Annotated in this window: 14 protein-coding genes and 1 pseudogene; 8 read left to right on the forward strand and 7 right to left on the reverse strand. The window is 69.5% G+C overall.

Going from position 1 to position 15,226, the window contains the following annotated elements; translation table 11 throughout:
- Positions 1-53 precede the first annotated feature (53 nt).
- From rhaI to ACX80I_RS12365, 3 genes are read left to right on the forward strand one after another with little or no spacing between them, the layout of a single operon-like run.
- The gene (rhaI, locus tag ACX80I_RS12355; protein ID WP_459345415.1) at positions 54-1,220 is read left to right on the forward strand and encodes an L-rhamnose isomerase; all 1,167 of its coding nucleotides are present in this window, start codon (positions 54-56) and stop codon (positions 1,218-1,220) included.
- A gap of 2 nt (positions 1,221-1,222) precedes the next feature.
- A complete protein-coding gene (locus ACX80I_RS12360) occupies positions 1,223-3,331 on the forward strand; it encodes a bifunctional aldolase/short-chain dehydrogenase (protein ID WP_459345416.1) in 2,109 nt (702 codons plus the stop codon).
- Position 3,332: 1 nt separating this feature from the next.
- A complete protein-coding gene (locus tag ACX80I_RS12365) occupies positions 3,333-4,793 on the forward strand; it encodes a rhamnulokinase (protein ID WP_459345417.1) in 1,461 nt (486 codons plus the stop codon).
- 64 nt (positions 4,794-4,857) lie between these two features.
- Here the strand turns inward: ACX80I_RS12365 and ACX80I_RS12370 are convergent, their stop codons facing one another.
- Positions 4,858-5,700: a DUF1206 domain-containing protein gene (locus ACX80I_RS12370; protein ID WP_459345418.1), complete on the reverse strand. Its 843-nt coding sequence runs from the start codon at positions 5,698-5,700 to the stop codon at positions 4,858-4,860.
- Positions 5,701-5,983: 283 nt separating this feature from the next.
- Positions 5,984-6,250: a hypothetical protein gene (locus tag ACX80I_RS12375; protein ID WP_459345419.1), complete on the reverse strand. Its 267-nt coding sequence runs from the start codon at positions 6,248-6,250 to the stop codon at positions 5,984-5,986.
- Positions 6,251-6,492: 242 nt separating this feature from the next.
- Between ACX80I_RS12375 and ACX80I_RS12380 the strand changes: the two genes are divergently transcribed.
- Complete coding sequence (locus ACX80I_RS12380) at positions 6,493-6,831, forward strand: helix-turn-helix domain-containing protein (protein ID WP_459345420.1); 339 nt, start codon at positions 6,493-6,495, stop codon at positions 6,829-6,831.
- Here ACX80I_RS12380 and ACX80I_RS12385 read toward each other — a convergent pair.
- Positions 6,828-8,141 (reverse strand): PucR family transcriptional regulator, encoded by a 1,314-nt coding sequence (locus ACX80I_RS12385; RefSeq protein WP_459345421.1) that lies wholly within the window; start codon positions 8,139-8,141, stop codon positions 6,828-6,830. The two genes, ACX80I_RS12380 and ACX80I_RS12385, sit on opposite strands and share 4 nt — an antisense overlap.
- 262 nt (positions 8,142-8,403) lie before the next feature.
- Between ACX80I_RS12385 and ald the strand changes: the two genes are divergently transcribed.
- Complete coding sequence (gene ald / locus ACX80I_RS12390) at positions 8,404-9,516, forward strand: alanine dehydrogenase (protein WP_459345436.1); 1,113 nt, start codon at positions 8,404-8,406, stop codon at positions 9,514-9,516.
- Here ald and ACX80I_RS12395 read toward each other — a convergent pair.
- Together ACX80I_RS12395 and pdxR are read right to left on the reverse strand one after the other, a co-directional pair.
- On the reverse strand, positions 9,513-10,592 hold the full coding sequence (locus tag ACX80I_RS12395) for a Gfo/Idh/MocA family protein (RefSeq protein ID WP_459345422.1): 1,080 nt from the start codon (positions 10,590-10,592) through the stop codon (positions 9,513-9,515). The genes ald and ACX80I_RS12395 overlap by 4 nt on opposite strands.
- A 113-nt stretch (positions 10,593-10,705) precedes the next feature.
- On the reverse strand, positions 10,706-12,157 hold the full coding sequence (gene pdxR / locus ACX80I_RS12400; RefSeq protein ID WP_459345423.1) for a MocR-like pyridoxine biosynthesis transcription factor PdxR: 1,452 nt from the start codon (positions 12,155-12,157) through the stop codon (positions 10,706-10,708).
- Positions 12,158-12,308: 151 nt separating this feature from the next.
- On the opposite strand from pdxR, the gene ACX80I_RS12405 reads away from it, so the two are divergent.
- Together ACX80I_RS12405 and ACX80I_RS12410 are read left to right on the forward strand one after the other, a co-directional pair.
- The gene (locus ACX80I_RS12405; protein ID WP_459345424.1) at positions 12,309-12,773 is read left to right on the forward strand and encodes a GNAT family N-acetyltransferase; all 465 of its coding nucleotides are present in this window, start codon (positions 12,309-12,311) and stop codon (positions 12,771-12,773) included.
- 20 nt (positions 12,774-12,793) lie between these two features.
- On the forward strand, positions 12,794-13,489 hold the full coding sequence (locus ACX80I_RS12410; RefSeq protein WP_459345425.1) for a GNAT family N-acetyltransferase: 696 nt from the start codon (positions 12,794-12,796) through the stop codon (positions 13,487-13,489).
- 62 nt (positions 13,490-13,551) lie between these two features.
- Here ACX80I_RS12410 and ACX80I_RS12415 read toward each other — a convergent pair.
- Positions 13,552-13,713, reverse strand: a pseudogene (locus tag ACX80I_RS12415) (MFS transporter); the annotation flags it as partial.
- Between the two features lie 114 nt (positions 13,714-13,827).
- Positions 13,828-13,974, reverse strand: a complete 147-nt coding sequence (locus ACX80I_RS12420; RefSeq protein WP_459345426.1) for a hypothetical protein — start codon at positions 13,972-13,974, stop codon at positions 13,828-13,830.
- A gap of 468 nt (positions 13,975-14,442) precedes the next feature.
- On the opposite strand from ACX80I_RS12420, the gene ACX80I_RS12425 reads away from it, so the two are divergent.
- Positions 14,443-14,763 carry a hypothetical protein gene (locus ACX80I_RS12425; protein ID WP_459345427.1) on the forward strand — a complete coding sequence of 107 codons (321 nt, stop codon included), beginning with the start codon at positions 14,443-14,445 and terminating at the stop codon, positions 14,761-14,763.
- Positions 14,764-15,226 lie beyond the last annotated feature (463 nt).

Below are 15,226 nucleotides of genomic sequence, written 5' to 3' on the forward strand. Positions count from 1 at the left end.
TGAGAAACCCCCGCCCGGAGAGCACCCGGTCGCCACCACGCTGGAGAGAGTACATGACTGTCATCGACGACATCGCTGCGGAGCTGGATCAGCTCGCCATCGAGGTGCCCTCCTGGGCCTATGGAAATTCCGGAACACGCTTCAAGGTCTTCGCGACCCCCGGCACCCCCCGCACGGTCGAGGAGAAGATCGCGGACGCGGCGATGGTCAACAAGCTGACCGGCCTCGCCCCCAGCGTGGCCCTCCACATCCCGTGGGACAAGGTGGACGACTACGGGAACCTCGCGTCCTTCGCGGGTGAGCACGGCATGAAGCTCGGCACCATCAACAGCAACACGTTCCAGGACGACGACTACAAGTTCGGCAGCCTGACGCACAGTGACGCCGCGGTGCGGAACAAGGCCATCGACCACATGTACGAGTGCATCGAGGTCATGAACGTCACCGGTTCCCGTGACCTGAAGATCTGGCTCGCGGACGGCTCCAACTACCCGGGCCAGGCCGACATGCGCTCCCGCCAGGACTGGCTGCAGGACTCCCTGCGGAAGGTCTACGACCGCCTCGGCGAGGACCAGCGGCTGGTCCTCGAGTACAAGTTCTTCGAGCCGGCGTTCTACCACACGGACGTCCCCGACTGGGGCACCTCGTACGCCCACTGCCTGCAGCTCGGCGAGAAGGCCCTCGTCTGCCTCGACACCGGACACCACGCACCCGGGACGAACATCGAGTTCATCGTGGCGCAGCTGATCCGGCTCGGGAAGCTCGGCTCCTTCGACTTCAACTCGCGCTTCTACGCGGACGACGACCTCATCGTCGGTGCCGCCGATCCGTTCCAGCTGTTCCGGATCATGGCCGAGGTGGTGCGCGGCGGCGGTCTCGACCCGTCCAGCGGCATCGCACTCATGCTCGACCAGTGCCACAACCTGGAGGAGAAGATCCCCGGCCAGATCCGCTCCGTGCTGAACGTGCAGGAGATGACGGCCCGGGCCCTGCTCATCGACCGTGCCGCGCTGACCGCGGCGCAGGAGTCCGGCGACGTGCTGGGCGCCAACGCCATCCTGATGGATGCCTTCTACACCGACGTCCGCCCGGGCCTGGCCGCCTGGCGCGAGTCCAAGGGCCTTCCGGCGGATCCGATGGCCGAGTACCGGGCCAGCGGCTACCAGGACCGGATCAACACCGAACGACAGGGCGGCCAGCAGGCCGGATGGGGAGCATGAGCATGACCACGGCAGGAAACACGACGACGACAGGGCCCTCGACCAGCGCCGCTCCGAACGGCCCGACGAACCCGACGGTCAATCAGACCGTGCAGGACCTCATCGGGCGCTCCAACCGGCTCGGCGCCGACAAGCGCAACACGAACTACGCCGGCGGCAACACGTCGGCGAAGGGCACGGGCTTCGACCCGGCCACCGGCGAGGACGTGGAACTGCTCTGGGTCAAGGGCTCCGGCGGTGACCTCGGGACCCTGAAGGAATCCGGGCTCGCCGTCCTGCGCCTGGACCGCATGAAGGCCCTCCGCTCCGTGTACCCGGGGGTGGAGCGCGAGGACGAGATGGTCGCGGCCTTCGACTACACGCTGCACGGCAAGGGCGGCGCGGCGCCGTCCATCGACACGGCCATGCACGGCCTCGTCGATGCCGCCCACGTCGACCACCTGCACCCCGACTCCGGCATCGCGATCGCGACGGCCGCCGACGGCGAGGCCCTGACCGCCACGATCTTCGGCCCCAAGGTCGTCTGGGTGCCCTGGCGCCGGCCCGGTTTCCAGCTCGGACTCGATATCGCCGCCATCAAGGAGGCCAATCCGCAGGCCATCGGCACGATCCTCGGCGGGCACGGCATCACCGCGTGGGGCGACACCTCCGCCGAGGCCGAGGCGAACTCGTTGGAGATCATCGAGACGGCCGAACGCTACATCGCCGAGCACGGCAAGGCCGAGCCCTTCGGTCCCGCCCTCGAGGGCTACGCGGCACTGCCCGAGCAGGAGCGCCGGGCCAAGGCCGCGGCCCTCGCCCCGACCATCCGCGGGCTCGCCTCCACGGACAAGGCCCAGGTGGGCCACTTCACGGACGACCCCCGCGTCCTGGACTTCCTGGCCTCCACAGCGCACCCGCGCCTCGGCGCGCTCGGGACGAGCTGCCCGGACCACTTCCTGCGCACCAAGGTCAAGCCGCTCATCCTCGACCTCCCGGCGGAAGCCGACATCGAGAGCTGCCTGCTGCGCCTGCGTGAACTGCACGCCGAGTACCGGACGGACTACGCCGCGTACTACGACCGCCACGCCACGGGCGAGTCCCCCGCCATGCGCGGCGCGGACCCGGCGATCGTGCTGGTACCGGGCGTGGGCATGTTCTCCTTCGGGGCGAACAAGCAGACCGCCCGGGTGGCCGGGGAGTTCTACCTGAACGCCATCAACGTGATGCGCGGCGCCGAGGCCATCTCGACCTACTCCCCCATCGAGGAGAGCGAGAAGTTCCGCATCGAGTACTGGGCCCTCGAGGAGGCCAAGCTCGCACGGATGCCGAAGCCGAAGTCCCACGCCGGGCGCATCGCCCTGGTGACGGGGGCGGCGTCGGGCATCGGCAAGGCGATCGCGACGCGCCTGGCCGCGGAGGGCGCCTGCGTGGTCATCGCGGACCTCAACATCGACAGCGCGAGCACGGTCGCCGAGGAACTCGGCGGTTCCGACGTCGCCATCGGCGTGCAGGCGGACGTCACGGACCCGGCGCAGGTGCAGGAGGCCGTGAAGGCGGCCGTACTGGCATTCGGTGGGCTCGACCTCGTGGTGAACAACGCGGGCCTGTCCATCTCCAAGCCCCTCCTCGAGACCACCGAGAAGGACTGGGACCTGCAGCACAACGTCATGGCCAAGGGTTCCTTCCTCATGTCGCAGGCCGCGGCGAAGGTGCTGATCGAGCAGGACATGGGCGGGGACATCATCTACATCTCCTCCAAGAACTCGGTGTTCGCGGGCCCCAACAACATCGCCTACAGCGCCACCAAGGCGGACCAGGCACACCAGGTACGCCTGCTCGCCGCGGAACTCGGCGAATACGGCGTCCGCGTCAACGGCATCAACCCCGACGGCGTCGTCCGCGGTTCCGGCATCTTCGCCGGCGGCTGGGGCGCCAAGCGGGCCGCCGTCTACGGCGTGGAGGAGGAGAAGCTGGGCGAGTACTACGCGCAGCGCACCCTGCTCAAGCGCGAGGTACTCCCGGAGAACGTCGCGAACGCCGTCGCCGTCCTGACCTCCGCCGAACTCTCGCACACCACGGGCCTGCACATCCCCGTGGACGCGGGCGTGGCCGCGGCGTTCCTGCGCTGACATGGGCGTCGGTTCTGGAGCAGTCTTCGCCGCCGTCGACATCGGGGCATCCTCCGGACGCGTGATCCTCGGGAAGCTGACGGACCACGGTCCCGAACTGGTGACGGCGCACCGCTTCCCGAACGGCGCGCAGTTCATCGGGGGTGCCCTGCGCTGGGACGTCGAGGCGCTGTTCACCGAGGTGGTCGCCGGACTGGCGACCGCCGCGGACATGGCGGCGCAGGCCGGGGACACCGTCACGAGCATCGGGATCGACACCTGGGCTGTGGACTACGGGCTGGTCGACGGCTCCGGCGCGCTCCGGCACCTGCCGTTCAGCTACCGCGACGCCCGGACCGACGCGACCATCGGCGTCGTGCACGCCGCCCTGCCACCGGAACGGCTGTACGCGCGCACCGGGCTGCAGTTCCTGCCCTTCAACACGCTGTACCAGCTGGCGGCGGAGCGGTCGCTGGCCGGGGTGCAGGCCCTGCTCATCCCGGACCTGCTCGCCTACCGGCTGACCGGTGCACGCTGCACCGAGGCCACCAATGCGTCCACCACGGGGCTGCTCGACGCCGGGACGGGCACCTGGGCGGAGGACCTGTTCGCCCCGCTCGGGCTGACACCCGACCTGTTCCCGCCGCTCGTGGAACCGGGCGCGGTGGTGGGCCGGCTGCTGCCCGCGGTCGCTGCGGCAACGGGACTCCCCGGGTCGACCGCCGTCGTCGCCGTCGGTTCCCACGACACCGCGTCCGCCGTCGCCGCCGTCCCGGCCGAATCACCCCACTTCGCCTACATCTCGTCCGGCACCTGGTCGCTCGTCGGCGTCGAACTCGACGCGCCCATCCTCACGGACGAGAGCCGCGAGGCGAACTTCACCAACGAACGCGGCGTCGACGGGACCATCCGCTACCTCCGCAACACGGGCGGTCTCTGGCTGCTGCAGGAGTGCCTGCGGGAGTGGAGCGTCGAAGGGCCCGAGCCGGACCTCGTCGGGCTGCTCACCGCCGCCGCGGCCCTGCCCGCCGGTGGACCGGTCATCGACGCCGACAGCACCGCATTCCTCGCTCCCGACGGTATGCCGGGACGGATCCGGCGGGCGGCCGAAGCCGCAGGGCGGGCCGCACCGTCCTCGCGGGAAGCCGTGGTCCGGTGCATCCTGGACAGCCTCGCCGATGCCTACGCCCGCACCCTGCGCGACGCCGCCCGGCTGTCGGGCCACCGCATCGATGTCATCCATGTGGTCGGTGGAGGGTCCCAGAACGCCCTGCTGTGCCAGCTCACCGCGGACCGGACCGGCCTGCCCGTCCTCGCCGGCCCCGTGGAAGCGACCGCGCTCGGCAACATCCTCGTCCAGGCACGCGCGGCCGGTCTCCTGGCTGCGGGCCCGGGCCTTGCCGGGATCCGGGCGGCGGCGCGGGCGGCGGCCCGGACCGTGCGGTACGAGCCCGCGGACGCGGCACTGTCCTCGGCGAGGTGACCGTGTTCCTCGCGGCCGTGGGTGGGATCTCCTCGGCGAGGGTCCCGCGTGCGGCCGCGTGGCCTCACATGCGGCCGAAGATGGAACGGATCACCGCGAAGACCCCGTAGCAGATGAGGCCGACGGCGATCGCCGTCAGGACGTAGACGCCCACCGGGTGGTACTGCAGCGACTTGAGGCTGCCGTCCAGCCCGGTCGATTCCTGCGGATTGCGGTCCAGGCCGGCAAGGACGAACAGGCTGCCCACGAGGAGCAGCGCGAGCCCCTTGGCCACGTGCCCCACGACGCCGACGATCTCGATGACCCGCCCGCGGTGCGTGTCCTCGAACTTCCTGAGTTCCGGCCGGAAGCCGCGGCGCACGCCCTTGACCACGAAGTGCACCCCGATCCCGAGGATGACGCCTGCTGCGACGAACACCAGGAGGACCCCGAAGTCCGAGGTCATGAGGGACCGCGTGAAGTCGACCGTGGACTCCGAGGAGTCGGGTCCGTCACCGAGTGCGAAGCGCGCGAACGTGCCGGCCATGGATCCATAGATGAGGACGAGCGAACCGGAGGAGATGTGCTTGCCGATCCGCTTCCCGGTGGGGAGATGCCGCGCGCGCAGCGTCGCTTCACTGAACTGCCACAGCGCCAGGCCTGCGCAGCCGATCGCGGAGACCCACAGGATCGGTGTTCCGAGCCGGCCCTCGGCCACCTCCTCGAGCGCGCCTGTCGGCTCCGCCTCACCATTGCCGCCGAAAGCGAGGCGCAGGGCGATGGCGCCGATCAGGACGTGCACCAGTGCGAGCGCCGCGAACCCCAGCCGCGCCGTGACATCGAGCGCACGCGTGTCGGAGACCTGTTCGATGACATCCGCGGCCCGGCTCGGCAGGCTCTGCGGGTCCGCACTGCTGTCCGTCGTCACTGCCTCATCCTCCCGGTGCCGTCGTCCGGGCGCCGTTCCTCGGGAGGATGGTCGCCGCGGTAGTTGCTCCAGCATATGAGAGCACGCGGGAACGCGGGCATCCCGTCCGCGGCCTGGCAATGGTGGACCTGGAGCGGATTGCTGCTACCGATCGGTCAGCGCAGCGTGGAACAGCTCGCGGGCCGTCCGGCCGCTGCCGGAGGACGCACCCCCACAGCGGACGGACCGATCAGCCGGCGACGATCAGGGGATCAGGGGATCAGGGGATCAGGGGATCAGGGGATCAGCTGTACCAGAACCACTGCGGCGGGCGCCAGGATACCGGGACCGAGTGCGCATTGAAGGTGCCGCACTCGGAGCAGGTGTAGCTCGCGCTCGCCGGGATCAGGTCCGTGGAATGGTCCGCCTGCCGCGCCGGGACGAATTCCTCGAAGATCAGGTATTCATCGGTCCCGCAGCGGGGGCAGGAGGGTGCCTCACCTGTGTCCACCCGGAAGAAGGAGGAGCTGCTGGTACGCACGCTCCGCCCCGAATCGATAGTTGTCATCATGATCACCGTCCAGTCTTGCAACCGACGCTGGAAGCAAGTAGTAAGGGTACTTACATCTAAATATAGGCACCCGCTACGCGTTGCGGAAGCGAAGGGCCTCCTGCTGCCCCCGGCCGGCGTGGGCGGGGGTTCGCACCGGCTGGCACAATGTCCCTATGACGGCCAGGGCCCCGAGATCCGCAGCAGCACTCCCACCCGAGCAGGCGGGCCCCCTGAGGCGGGCCCTTACCGACAGTGCCGACGTGACGGTGTTCGTGGATGGCACCGCCCACCGGCTTCCCGCCGAGGCGCAGGCCGCCGTCGTCGACCTCCTCGCCCGGTTGTCCGACGGCGACGCCGTCCAGGTGACCTCGGTGGCCGAGCTGCTGACCACATCCCAGGCAGCCGAACTCGCCGGGATCTCGCACAGCTACCTGCGCAAGCTCACGGATGCGGGCACCCTCCCCGTCGAGTACCGCGGCTCGCACCGTCGTCTGCGGCGGTCCGACGTCGAGGAATGGCTCCGCAGCCAGTTGCGGCGTACGGATCCATCCAACACGCCGCCCGCTCCCCCGGAGCCGGCGGGTCCGGCCGCGTCCTAGGACTGCTCGAAGCGGGGACGGGACCGCCAGCGCCGGGCCTTGAGCGCGAGGTGCAGTTCCAGCCGCACCATACCGCCGAGCGGGTCGGCGCCGATGAGCGACCGGATCCGCGCCAGACGGTTGTACACGGAGCTGCGGTGCAGGTGGAGCTGCACCGCGACATCCTGCACCGAGCCGTTCTTGTCGTACAGCAGTTCGAGGACCGGCAGGAGCTCGCCCACGCGGTCGGCGTCGCTCAGCTCCGTGAAGTGCACGCTGCCCTGCGCGGGCGCCTGCCAGCCCACCGCGCCGAGGAACTGGTAGACGCCGATCTCCGCGTAGGAGGACACGTCGCCGAGCTGCGGGTCCACCGCAGCCGCCTGCACGGTGTGCTGCGCCTGGACGAAGGCATCGGTAAGGCCCCAGAGATCGGCTGCGGGTTCGCCGAGCCCGAGGACGACGCGCCCGGCGGGACGCCCCGCCCGCTTGGACACCTCGTCGCGGTACCGGTCGAGGACCTCCTGCAGGGCCCGCCGCCCGATGTCCGGGGTGCACAGCAGGACGGCAAAGGCGGAGGCTCCGGCGCTGAACAGGACGGGTGCGACGCCGACGGTCGCCTGGAGAGCGAGGGTCCGCTGAAGGAGGGCGGCCTCGTGCGGATCGTGGCCATCGCCCCCCGCCGGCTCCGTCCGGCCGGGAGCTGCCCGTCCCGCCCGGGAGCCGGGCAGCGCCCTGGCCGTTCCTCCTGGCGCCGCCGTCCCGTCCGGCCCCGCATCGGTCAGCTCGTGCACCACTGCCACGCGCCAGGGCCCGCCGCCGAGTTCACGCCAGCCCCGCAGTTCCTCGACGGCAGCGGCCACACCCCGGCAGGCCGCGAGGAACGTGGCCTCGCGCTGCGTCCGGCGCTCGGAGGACGCGGTGTCCGTCTCGAGGAGCAGTTCGGCGAGGCGGTCGATGGTCGGCCGGACCGCCGGCAGGGCCGCCAGGATGCCGGCCGCCGGATCGTCGTCGGATTGCTGCTGCACCCATAGGTAGCCCACCCGGAAACCGCGCACCAGCAGTGGAACGCACACGCGTCCCAGCATCCCGAGTTCCTCGTTCGCCGGTACGGCGACGGCGCGGACGGCCCGCGCGATCCCGTGGCGGAGCTGCCACTCGCTCACGTCCGCGGGGACCTTCTTGCTCAGCAGGAAGTTGACCCTTACGCGGTCGGCCGAGGTCTGGTGGCTGCTGTAGGCGAGGAGCACGCCGTCGGGGTCCTCGAGGGATAGGCCGCGCCCGAGCTTCTGCGCGATCGATTCGACGACGTCCTCGATGACCTGGTTCTGCACAGCCCCACAGTAGACGGGCAGCACGGCCCGGACGACATCTGCCGCTCTCGAACTCGACATCTGTCGACAGCGGCGGGAGGCAACTGATGCTAGTGGTCCAGCTCACAGGGCGCTAGAGCCGCGGAATGGCGGGCACGACGCTCCGTCGAACCCGTCAGGGCTGCGCAGGGGTGCCGCTCGTTCGTCGGGGAACCGCCGCGGGCTTGAGGTCCTGTCCCTATTCTGGACCTACCCCGCCCATCCCGATCCCGTGGAGAACCCAATGATCATCGGCGTCCCCAGAGAAGTGAAGAACAACGAGTACCGTGTCGCCATCACCGCATCCGGCGTCCACGAGTTCACTGCGCACGGGCACACCGTGCTGGTCGAGCGGGGGGCGGGCGTCGGCTCCACCATCACCGACGCGGAGTACGAGGCCGCGGGCGCGGAGATCGTCGATGCCGCCGACGACGTCTGGGCGCGCGCCGACATGGTCCTGAAGGTCAAGGAGCCCATCGCCGCCGAGTACCACCGCTTCCGCAAGGGCCTCATCCTCTTCACCTACCTCCACCTCGCAGCGGAGCCCGAGCTGACCCGGGCGCTCCTCGACGCCGGGGTGACGGCCATCGCCTACGAGACCGTCCAGGACGGACGGACCCTGCCCCTGCTCGCCCCGATGTCCGAGGTAGCCGGCCGGCTCTCCGTGCAGGTAGGCGCCCAGGTGATGACCGCCCCTGCAGGGGGTCCCGGGTTGCTCCTCGGTGGCGTCGCGGGCGTCCGTCCCGCCAAGGTGGTCGTGCTGGGAGCAGGCGTCGCGGGTACCAATGCGACCGCGATGGCCGTCGGTACGGGCGCCGAGGTCACGATCCTCGACATCAACATCGCGCGGCTCCGCGAGCTCGACGCCCTGTACACGGGCCGCGTGAAGACCGTTGCCTCGAACTCCCTGGAGATCGAGAAGTCCGTGCTCGAGGCCGACCTCGTCATCGGTTCCGTCCTCATCCCGGGAGCGCGGGCGCCGAAGCTCGTGACGAACGCGCTCGTGGCCCGCATGAAGCCCGGCAGCGTGCTCGTGGACATCGCCGTGGACCAGGGCGGATGCTTCGAGGACTCGCACGCCACGACCCACGAGGACCCCACCTTCACCGTGCACGGGTCGCTGTTCTACTGCGTGGCCAACATGCCGGGCGCCGTCCCCAACACCTCGACCTACGCCCTGACCAACGTGACCCTCCGCTACGCCCTCGCGCTCGCGGACAAGGGCGTTCGTGCTGCCTTCCACGCCGATCCGGCGCTCGCCCGAGGCCTCAACGTCGCGTCGGGCACCGTGGCCCACCACTCGGTGTCGCAGGCCCACGGTCTCGACCTGGTCGAGGACTGGGCGGCGCTGGTCTAGCGTCCCCGCCCAGCGGCCCTCCCCGCTCCGCGCAGGGCAGGGAAGGCCGCATGCACCTGCTCGATGATGCGCACCACTTCCAGCGCGTCCTCCGCGGCCACCGGCGGCGGGCCGCTTCCCTCGATGGCGGCCGCCAGGCCGGCGTAGAAGGCGGTGTACGTGCCGGGTCGGACGGCGAACGGTTCGGTGTGCCCGTTCCGCACGAGGAGCCCAGCGACGTGGTCCGGATCCGCGGCCCTGCCCGGAATCTCACCCGGCAGCACCCCGGCCGCGAGGAGGTCCTCCTGCTGGTCCGTGCCGGTGATGGTGAGGGCGGCGCCGTCGCCCGTCACCCGGAACCGGGGACGAGCCAGGGGCACGAGGGTTCCCGCATGGAGGTGGCTCGTGAGGCCGTTGCTGTGCTGGAGAGCGAGGAAGAAGGAGTCGTCGGCCCGGGCACCCTCGCGGTCCAGCCGGAGTTCGGCGAACGCCGGGACGGCAGGGCCGAACAGGGTGAGGGCCTGGTCGATCAGGTGCGGACCGAGGTCGTAGAGGACTCCCCCGCCGTCCCCGGGTCCGGCCTCCAGCTTCCACTGCTTGGTGATCGACGGCTTCCAGGATTCCAGCGCGGATTCGAAGGTCCGGATCCTGCCCAGGGAGCCCGACTCCACGGCCGACCGCACAGCCAGGAAGTCGCCGTCCCACCGCCGGTTGTGGAACGGCACGAGGAGGCGGCCCGCCGCCCGCGCACCCTCGATGAGGCGTTCGCCGTCGTCCGAGCGCACCACGAAGGGTTTGTCGACCACGACGTGCAATCCCCTGCCGATCGCGGCCGTAGCGAGCGGCGCGTGGGTCGCGTTGGGCGTGCTGAGAACGGCCAGGTCCAGGTCCGGCACCGCCTGGAGGGCGTCGTCCAGGGTCCCGACGACGGCGGCGCGGGGGTACACGCTCCTAGCCGCCTGCTGTCGGTCCGGACTTACCGTCACGATCGCGGCGAGCTCGAAGCGCGGGTCGTGGGCGATCAGCGGGGCGTGGAAGACCCGGCCGCCGTGCCCGAAGCCCACGAGCACCGTCCTGACAGGTGCATCCTGCGCCATCCGCGTCCCCCGCTCGCTCCCGCCGGGACGAACTCCCGGAGCGTTCCGAGTGTACTCGGGGCGGCTCCTCCCCTGGTCCCCGCGCGTGGAGCGGCTGGCAGTACGACGCTGAATCACTCCCTGGTGTTGAGGACGGTGGCGATCTCCTGCAGGGCGAGCCGCAGCTGCAGGTCGGTCGTCGCGCCGTAGCCGAACACGATGCCCTGCCGGTGGGGATGGGTCCCGGCGTGGTAGTAGGCCTCGAGTGGGGCGACCTGGATGCCCCGCTCCGACAGGAGTGTGACGATGTCTCCGGCTGGTTTCCAGTCTTCCCAGGAGAGGGCGGCGTGCAGGCCGCCCTCGATAGCGTCCAGTCGGATGTGCGGGGCGAGGCCGGCGGTAGCGGCGATGACGAGGGAACGCCGGTGCGCGTACTCCCGCCCGACCCGGACCAGATGGCGACGTAGACCGCCATTGCGCAGAAACTCTGCGAGGGCCGTCTGGACGAGGCCGGACACGGGCTGTCCGAGGGTCTCGCGGACCTCGAGGACCCGGGCGCGCAGATCGGGGTCCCGGATGACGAGGTAGCCGCAGCGCAGCCAGGGTGTGAGTGTCTTGGAGTAGCTGCCGATCAGTGCGACCCGGTGCCCGCTGTCGAGGGAGGCGATGGCGGGCAAGGATGGTGCGCCGTGCCGGAACTCGCTGTCGTAGTCGTCCTCGATGATGATCGCGCCGGTGTCGTTCGCCCAAGCGAGCATTGCCAGGCGTGCCGCGACCGGCAGCCTGCCGCCGAGAGGGTACTGGTGGCTCGGTGTAAGCAGCACTGCGGCGAACGGTCCTGGTGCCCGGGCGAGTGCGTCCGGGTCGATGCCGCCGTCCCGGACCGGGATCGGGACCGGGGTTGCTCCGAGGTGGGTGACCACCTTTCGCGCCGTGGGATACCCAGGGTTCTCGGTTGCGATACGCGCACCTGCCGGGCCTTCTGCGCGCAACCCGTGAAGCAGCAGCCCGAGTCCGTCGCTCGTGCCTGCGGTCACCACGATCTCGGTGGCACTGCACTGCACGCCTCGGGCGGCCCGCAGATGATCGGCGATCATCGAACGCAGACCCTGGTCACCCGCAGGCGGCGGCGGAAGGGAGGGCAGGTCGTGTTTCACCGCGTTGCGCCAGGCCGCCACCCAATCGCGATTCGCGTGGAAGCCGGTCGACGGGCTCCCCGGCGACAGATTGATTCCGTCGGGAGCGTGGTCCAGCGGGGAAGCGCCGTGATTTCTCGATGCCCGTATCGGCCGAACGGGAGTGGGCTGCGCTCCGGGGTCGGGGAGATCGTCGGCGACGAAGGTGCCGGAACCCGGCAGGCTCACGACGTACCCTTCCCCGGCCAGGTCCTCGTACACCGACACGACGGTGCCGCGTGAGACACCCATCGCCGCGGCGAGTGCCCGGGTCGAGGGCAGCGGCTCGCGCGCGGCCACCTGCCCCGACAGCAGCGCCGCACGCAACTGCCCGGTCAGATGCTGGCGCGCGGAGAGCCCGGGCGGCGGCGCGGTCTGGAGCACGAGGTTCAGCGGGAAGGCATGGCGCATGTCCGTGATCTTACTGGTCCAACTTCTTCGCACTTTTCTGGCATTGCAGCCGAACCGGAACCGTTCGTACCGTGAAAGGGCGGCAGCAGGATGCCGCCCGGCGGCCCACGCCGCCTGCCACCACCAGAGTTCAGAAAGTTCCACACCGCTCATGACTGATACCCGGACCGTCTCCGTCCGTCCGCTCGATCCCTCCGACGAACTCCGGTGGCGCGAGCTCTTCCGCGGCTACCGCGACTTCTACCGCCTGGAAGAATCCGAGGAAGTGGTCTCGCGGGTGTGGGGCTGGCTCATGGACCCCGGACACGAATGCCACGCCCTGGTTGCCGAGTCCGGAGACGGCATCGTGGCGATCGGTCACTACCGTCGCTTCCCGCGTCCTTCCACCGGCACTGCCGGTATCTGGCTCGATGACCTCTTCACCGCGCCCGAGGCCCGCGGCAAGGGAGCCGCGCGTGCGCTGATCCAGCGTCTCACCGTAATCGCGGGATCGGAAGGGCGTTCGGTCGTGCGGTGGATCACCGCGGACGACAACCACCGGGCCCAGGCGCTCTACGACCAGGTCGCGGCGCGCACCCACTGGGTCACCTATGACGCCGCTCCGGCCAGCGCATGAGCCACGCGGGAGGAATGCCCATGGCGGCGAACGAGTACGGGCAGCCCATCGGCGATCCGGTACCGGCCTGGGCGCCGGTTGGGCTCCCGGATGCTGTAACGCTTCCGGGACGGTACTGCACGCTCGAACGCCTCGATCCCTACCGGCACGTCGACGACCTCTATGGCGTCTACGCGGATGCGTCCGACGCACAGGACTGGACGTACCTGCCGTTCGGCCCGTTCCCGACGCCGGGGTCCTACCGCGACTGGGCGATCGCCGCCGCGAAGAGCCGCGACCCCCTGCACTACGCCGTCATCGACAGCGCCCCCGGCCGTGCGCTCGGCACGCTCTCGCTGATGCGGCACGACCCTGCCAACGGGGTCATCGAGGTCGGGTCCGTCGTCTTCTCCCGCGCCCTCCAGCGCACCCCGATGTCCACGGAAGCGCAGTTCCTCCTCATGCGCTACGTCTTCGACGATCTCGGATACCGCCGGTACGAGTGGAAATGCGACAGCCTCAACGGACCCTCCCGCAAGGCCGCCGAGCGTCTCGGCTTCACCTACGAAGGCACGTTCCGCCATGCTGTGGTCTACAAGGGACGCAACCGCGACACCGCCTGGTTCGCCCTCACCGACCACGACTGGCCTCCCGTGCGCGACGCGTTCGAGAAGTGGCTCGACCCCGCCAACTTCGACGCCGACGGCCGCCAACGCGTACCCCTGCGGACGCGCTGACCGTCAGGGGACGAGTGCTGGTGAAGAGTCCCGCTCCGTACCTGCCGTGCATCGTGGGCCGTCCGCCGGTTGTGGGTCATGGATAGACCGAGCACCAGAACCGCGGCGAGGGTGATGGCGGCACCTGCCCAGATCGGTGAGGTGTAGCCGAGGCCGGCGCTGATGGTCATGCCGCCGATCCATGCACCGAGGGCGTTACCGAGATTGAAGGCGCCGATGTTGGCCAAGTGCCCGAACTGGCCCACCTTGTAGATGCCGTTCCAGGCCCTGCCGACGCAGAAAGAGAAGCTGTCTGGTCCGGGGCCGTATAACCGCCGTCAACATGGGTCGACGTAAGGTCAATGGTCGGCGGTTGATTTCAGTTGTTCGGGGGAGAGATCCAGGGCCCCGTCATAGGCGGTCGAGACCCGGTCGGCAGTGCGTCTCCAGCGCAGCTGACCGCTCTGGTATCCGCCGGCCGAGGCGCCAATGATCACGATTTGCACACGGTGCCTCGGCGCCGTATCTCACAGACCCCATCGACGGTACTGTCCGCCTGGGGGGATGCATCAGAACAGGGTTCTTGTCGGCAACTCCTCGCCGTCCGTACCACTTCGTTCTCAGGATTATCCGTGGCCAAGCTGCCTTCTCTCCTCGCCTTCGCTATGATCACCGTTCTCCTCGCAGGCTGCGCCAGTACTCCTGACGGCAAGCCTGCTGGCGCTCCCACGGCTACCGCCAAGCCAGCTTCGACATCTGCCAGCGCACAGAAGCCGTCCGCCACCCCTACAACGACCTCCGCTGCCGCCCCAACCCGAGTCCCTGCGGCGGGGTCGGCCGCACCGGAGGCTCCAGCCACTGTGCCCGCCGTCGTCCCTCCCGCTACCGAGTCAGTGGAAACCCCCGCAGTACCCGTAGCTCCGGCGGCGACTCCCACCATCGAGGCCGTTCCGGATCCCATGGCATCTGCAGGCGTGATTGTCACACCCGATCCCGAGTACGGCGTGGCGAGTGCGACCGTCACTCAGGGTGCCTCGTTCACGATCAACGGCAGCGGTTATCAGCCAGGGCAACAGATCAGCATCAACTTCGGGATCGCTCAGTCCGACGGCATGGTGATGGACGAGCAATCGACGATCGCAGACGCCGCGGGCGAGTACAGCTTCGAGATCACGGTCGCACGGGATCTCATTCCCAGGACCTACGCCGTACTGACGTACCCGGGGGCTCCACTGGGCGGTCCCGAATTCGAGGCCTCCAAGCGCTTCGCCATCATCGAGGTCGTCGAGGCCTAAGCCGGGGGTGGATGCCGGTATCTGTGCAGCTGGCGCTGCTTGCGTCGCCGCCGATCCTGCAGGCAGGTCTACGCATGTTCATCGGTAGAACCCATCGCCTCCCCCGAAGGATGACCGAGTGGCATCCACAACCGAACGCGTCAGGGTGAAACTGCCCCCGGCTTCGACCCCGACAAGCACACCAAGGCACTGCAGACCGAGATCACCGAAATCGCCGGCCCTGGCTTCGAGATCAACTCGATCGACGACGGGCATACCCTGCAACGACGCGGAACTCAGCGCTCAGGCGCCCGGCTGCGGGGGAGTGAGGCCACCAAGTCCTGTTCCGCGGATCGCGCAACAGGATCACTTCTACTGGTACGCGTGCGTATTCGATTTCGAACTATTCGTGGTTTTTGGCCGGTGTTGTAGGTCGGAGTGCACCCAGTTGTAGGTGAGCAGGGTTCATGCGTGACCGGGATCG

The sequence above is a fragment of the Arthrobacter rhamnosi genome (genome assembly GCF_054510855.1).

Bases quoted from the DNA above. Each gene is read 5' to 3' on its own strand.
- ACX80I_RS12410 (WP_459345425.1), top strand. From the start codon at position 12,794: ATGGCGGCGAACGAGTACGGGCAGCCCATCGGCGATCCGGTACCGGCC.
- ACX80I_RS12375 (WP_459345419.1), bottom strand. From the start codon at position 6,250: ATGATGACAACTATCGATTCGGGGCGGAGCGTGCGTACCAGCAGCTCC.
- ACX80I_RS12365 (WP_459345417.1), top strand. From the start codon at position 3,333: ATGGGCGTCGGTTCTGGAGCAGTCTTCGCCGCCGTCGACATCGGGGCA.
- ACX80I_RS12395 (WP_459345422.1), bottom strand. From the start codon at position 10,592: ATGGCGCAGGATGCACCTGTCAGGACGGTGCTCGTGGGCTTCGGGCAC.
- pdxR (WP_459345423.1), bottom strand. From the start codon at position 12,157: ATGCGCCATGCCTTCCCGCTGAACCTCGTGCTCCAGACCGCGCCGCCG.
- ald (WP_459345436.1), top strand. From the start codon at position 8,404: ATGATCATCGGCGTCCCCAGAGAAGTGAAGAACAACGAGTACCGTGTC.
- rhaI (WP_459345415.1), top strand. From the start codon at position 54: ATGACTGTCATCGACGACATCGCTGCGGAGCTGGATCAGCTCGCCATC.
- ACX80I_RS12405 (WP_459345424.1), top strand. From the start codon at position 12,309: ATGACTGATACCCGGACCGTCTCCGTCCGTCCGCTCGATCCCTCCGAC.
- ACX80I_RS12360 (WP_459345416.1), top strand. From the start codon at position 1,223: ATGACCACGGCAGGAAACACGACGACGACAGGGCCCTCGACCAGCGCC.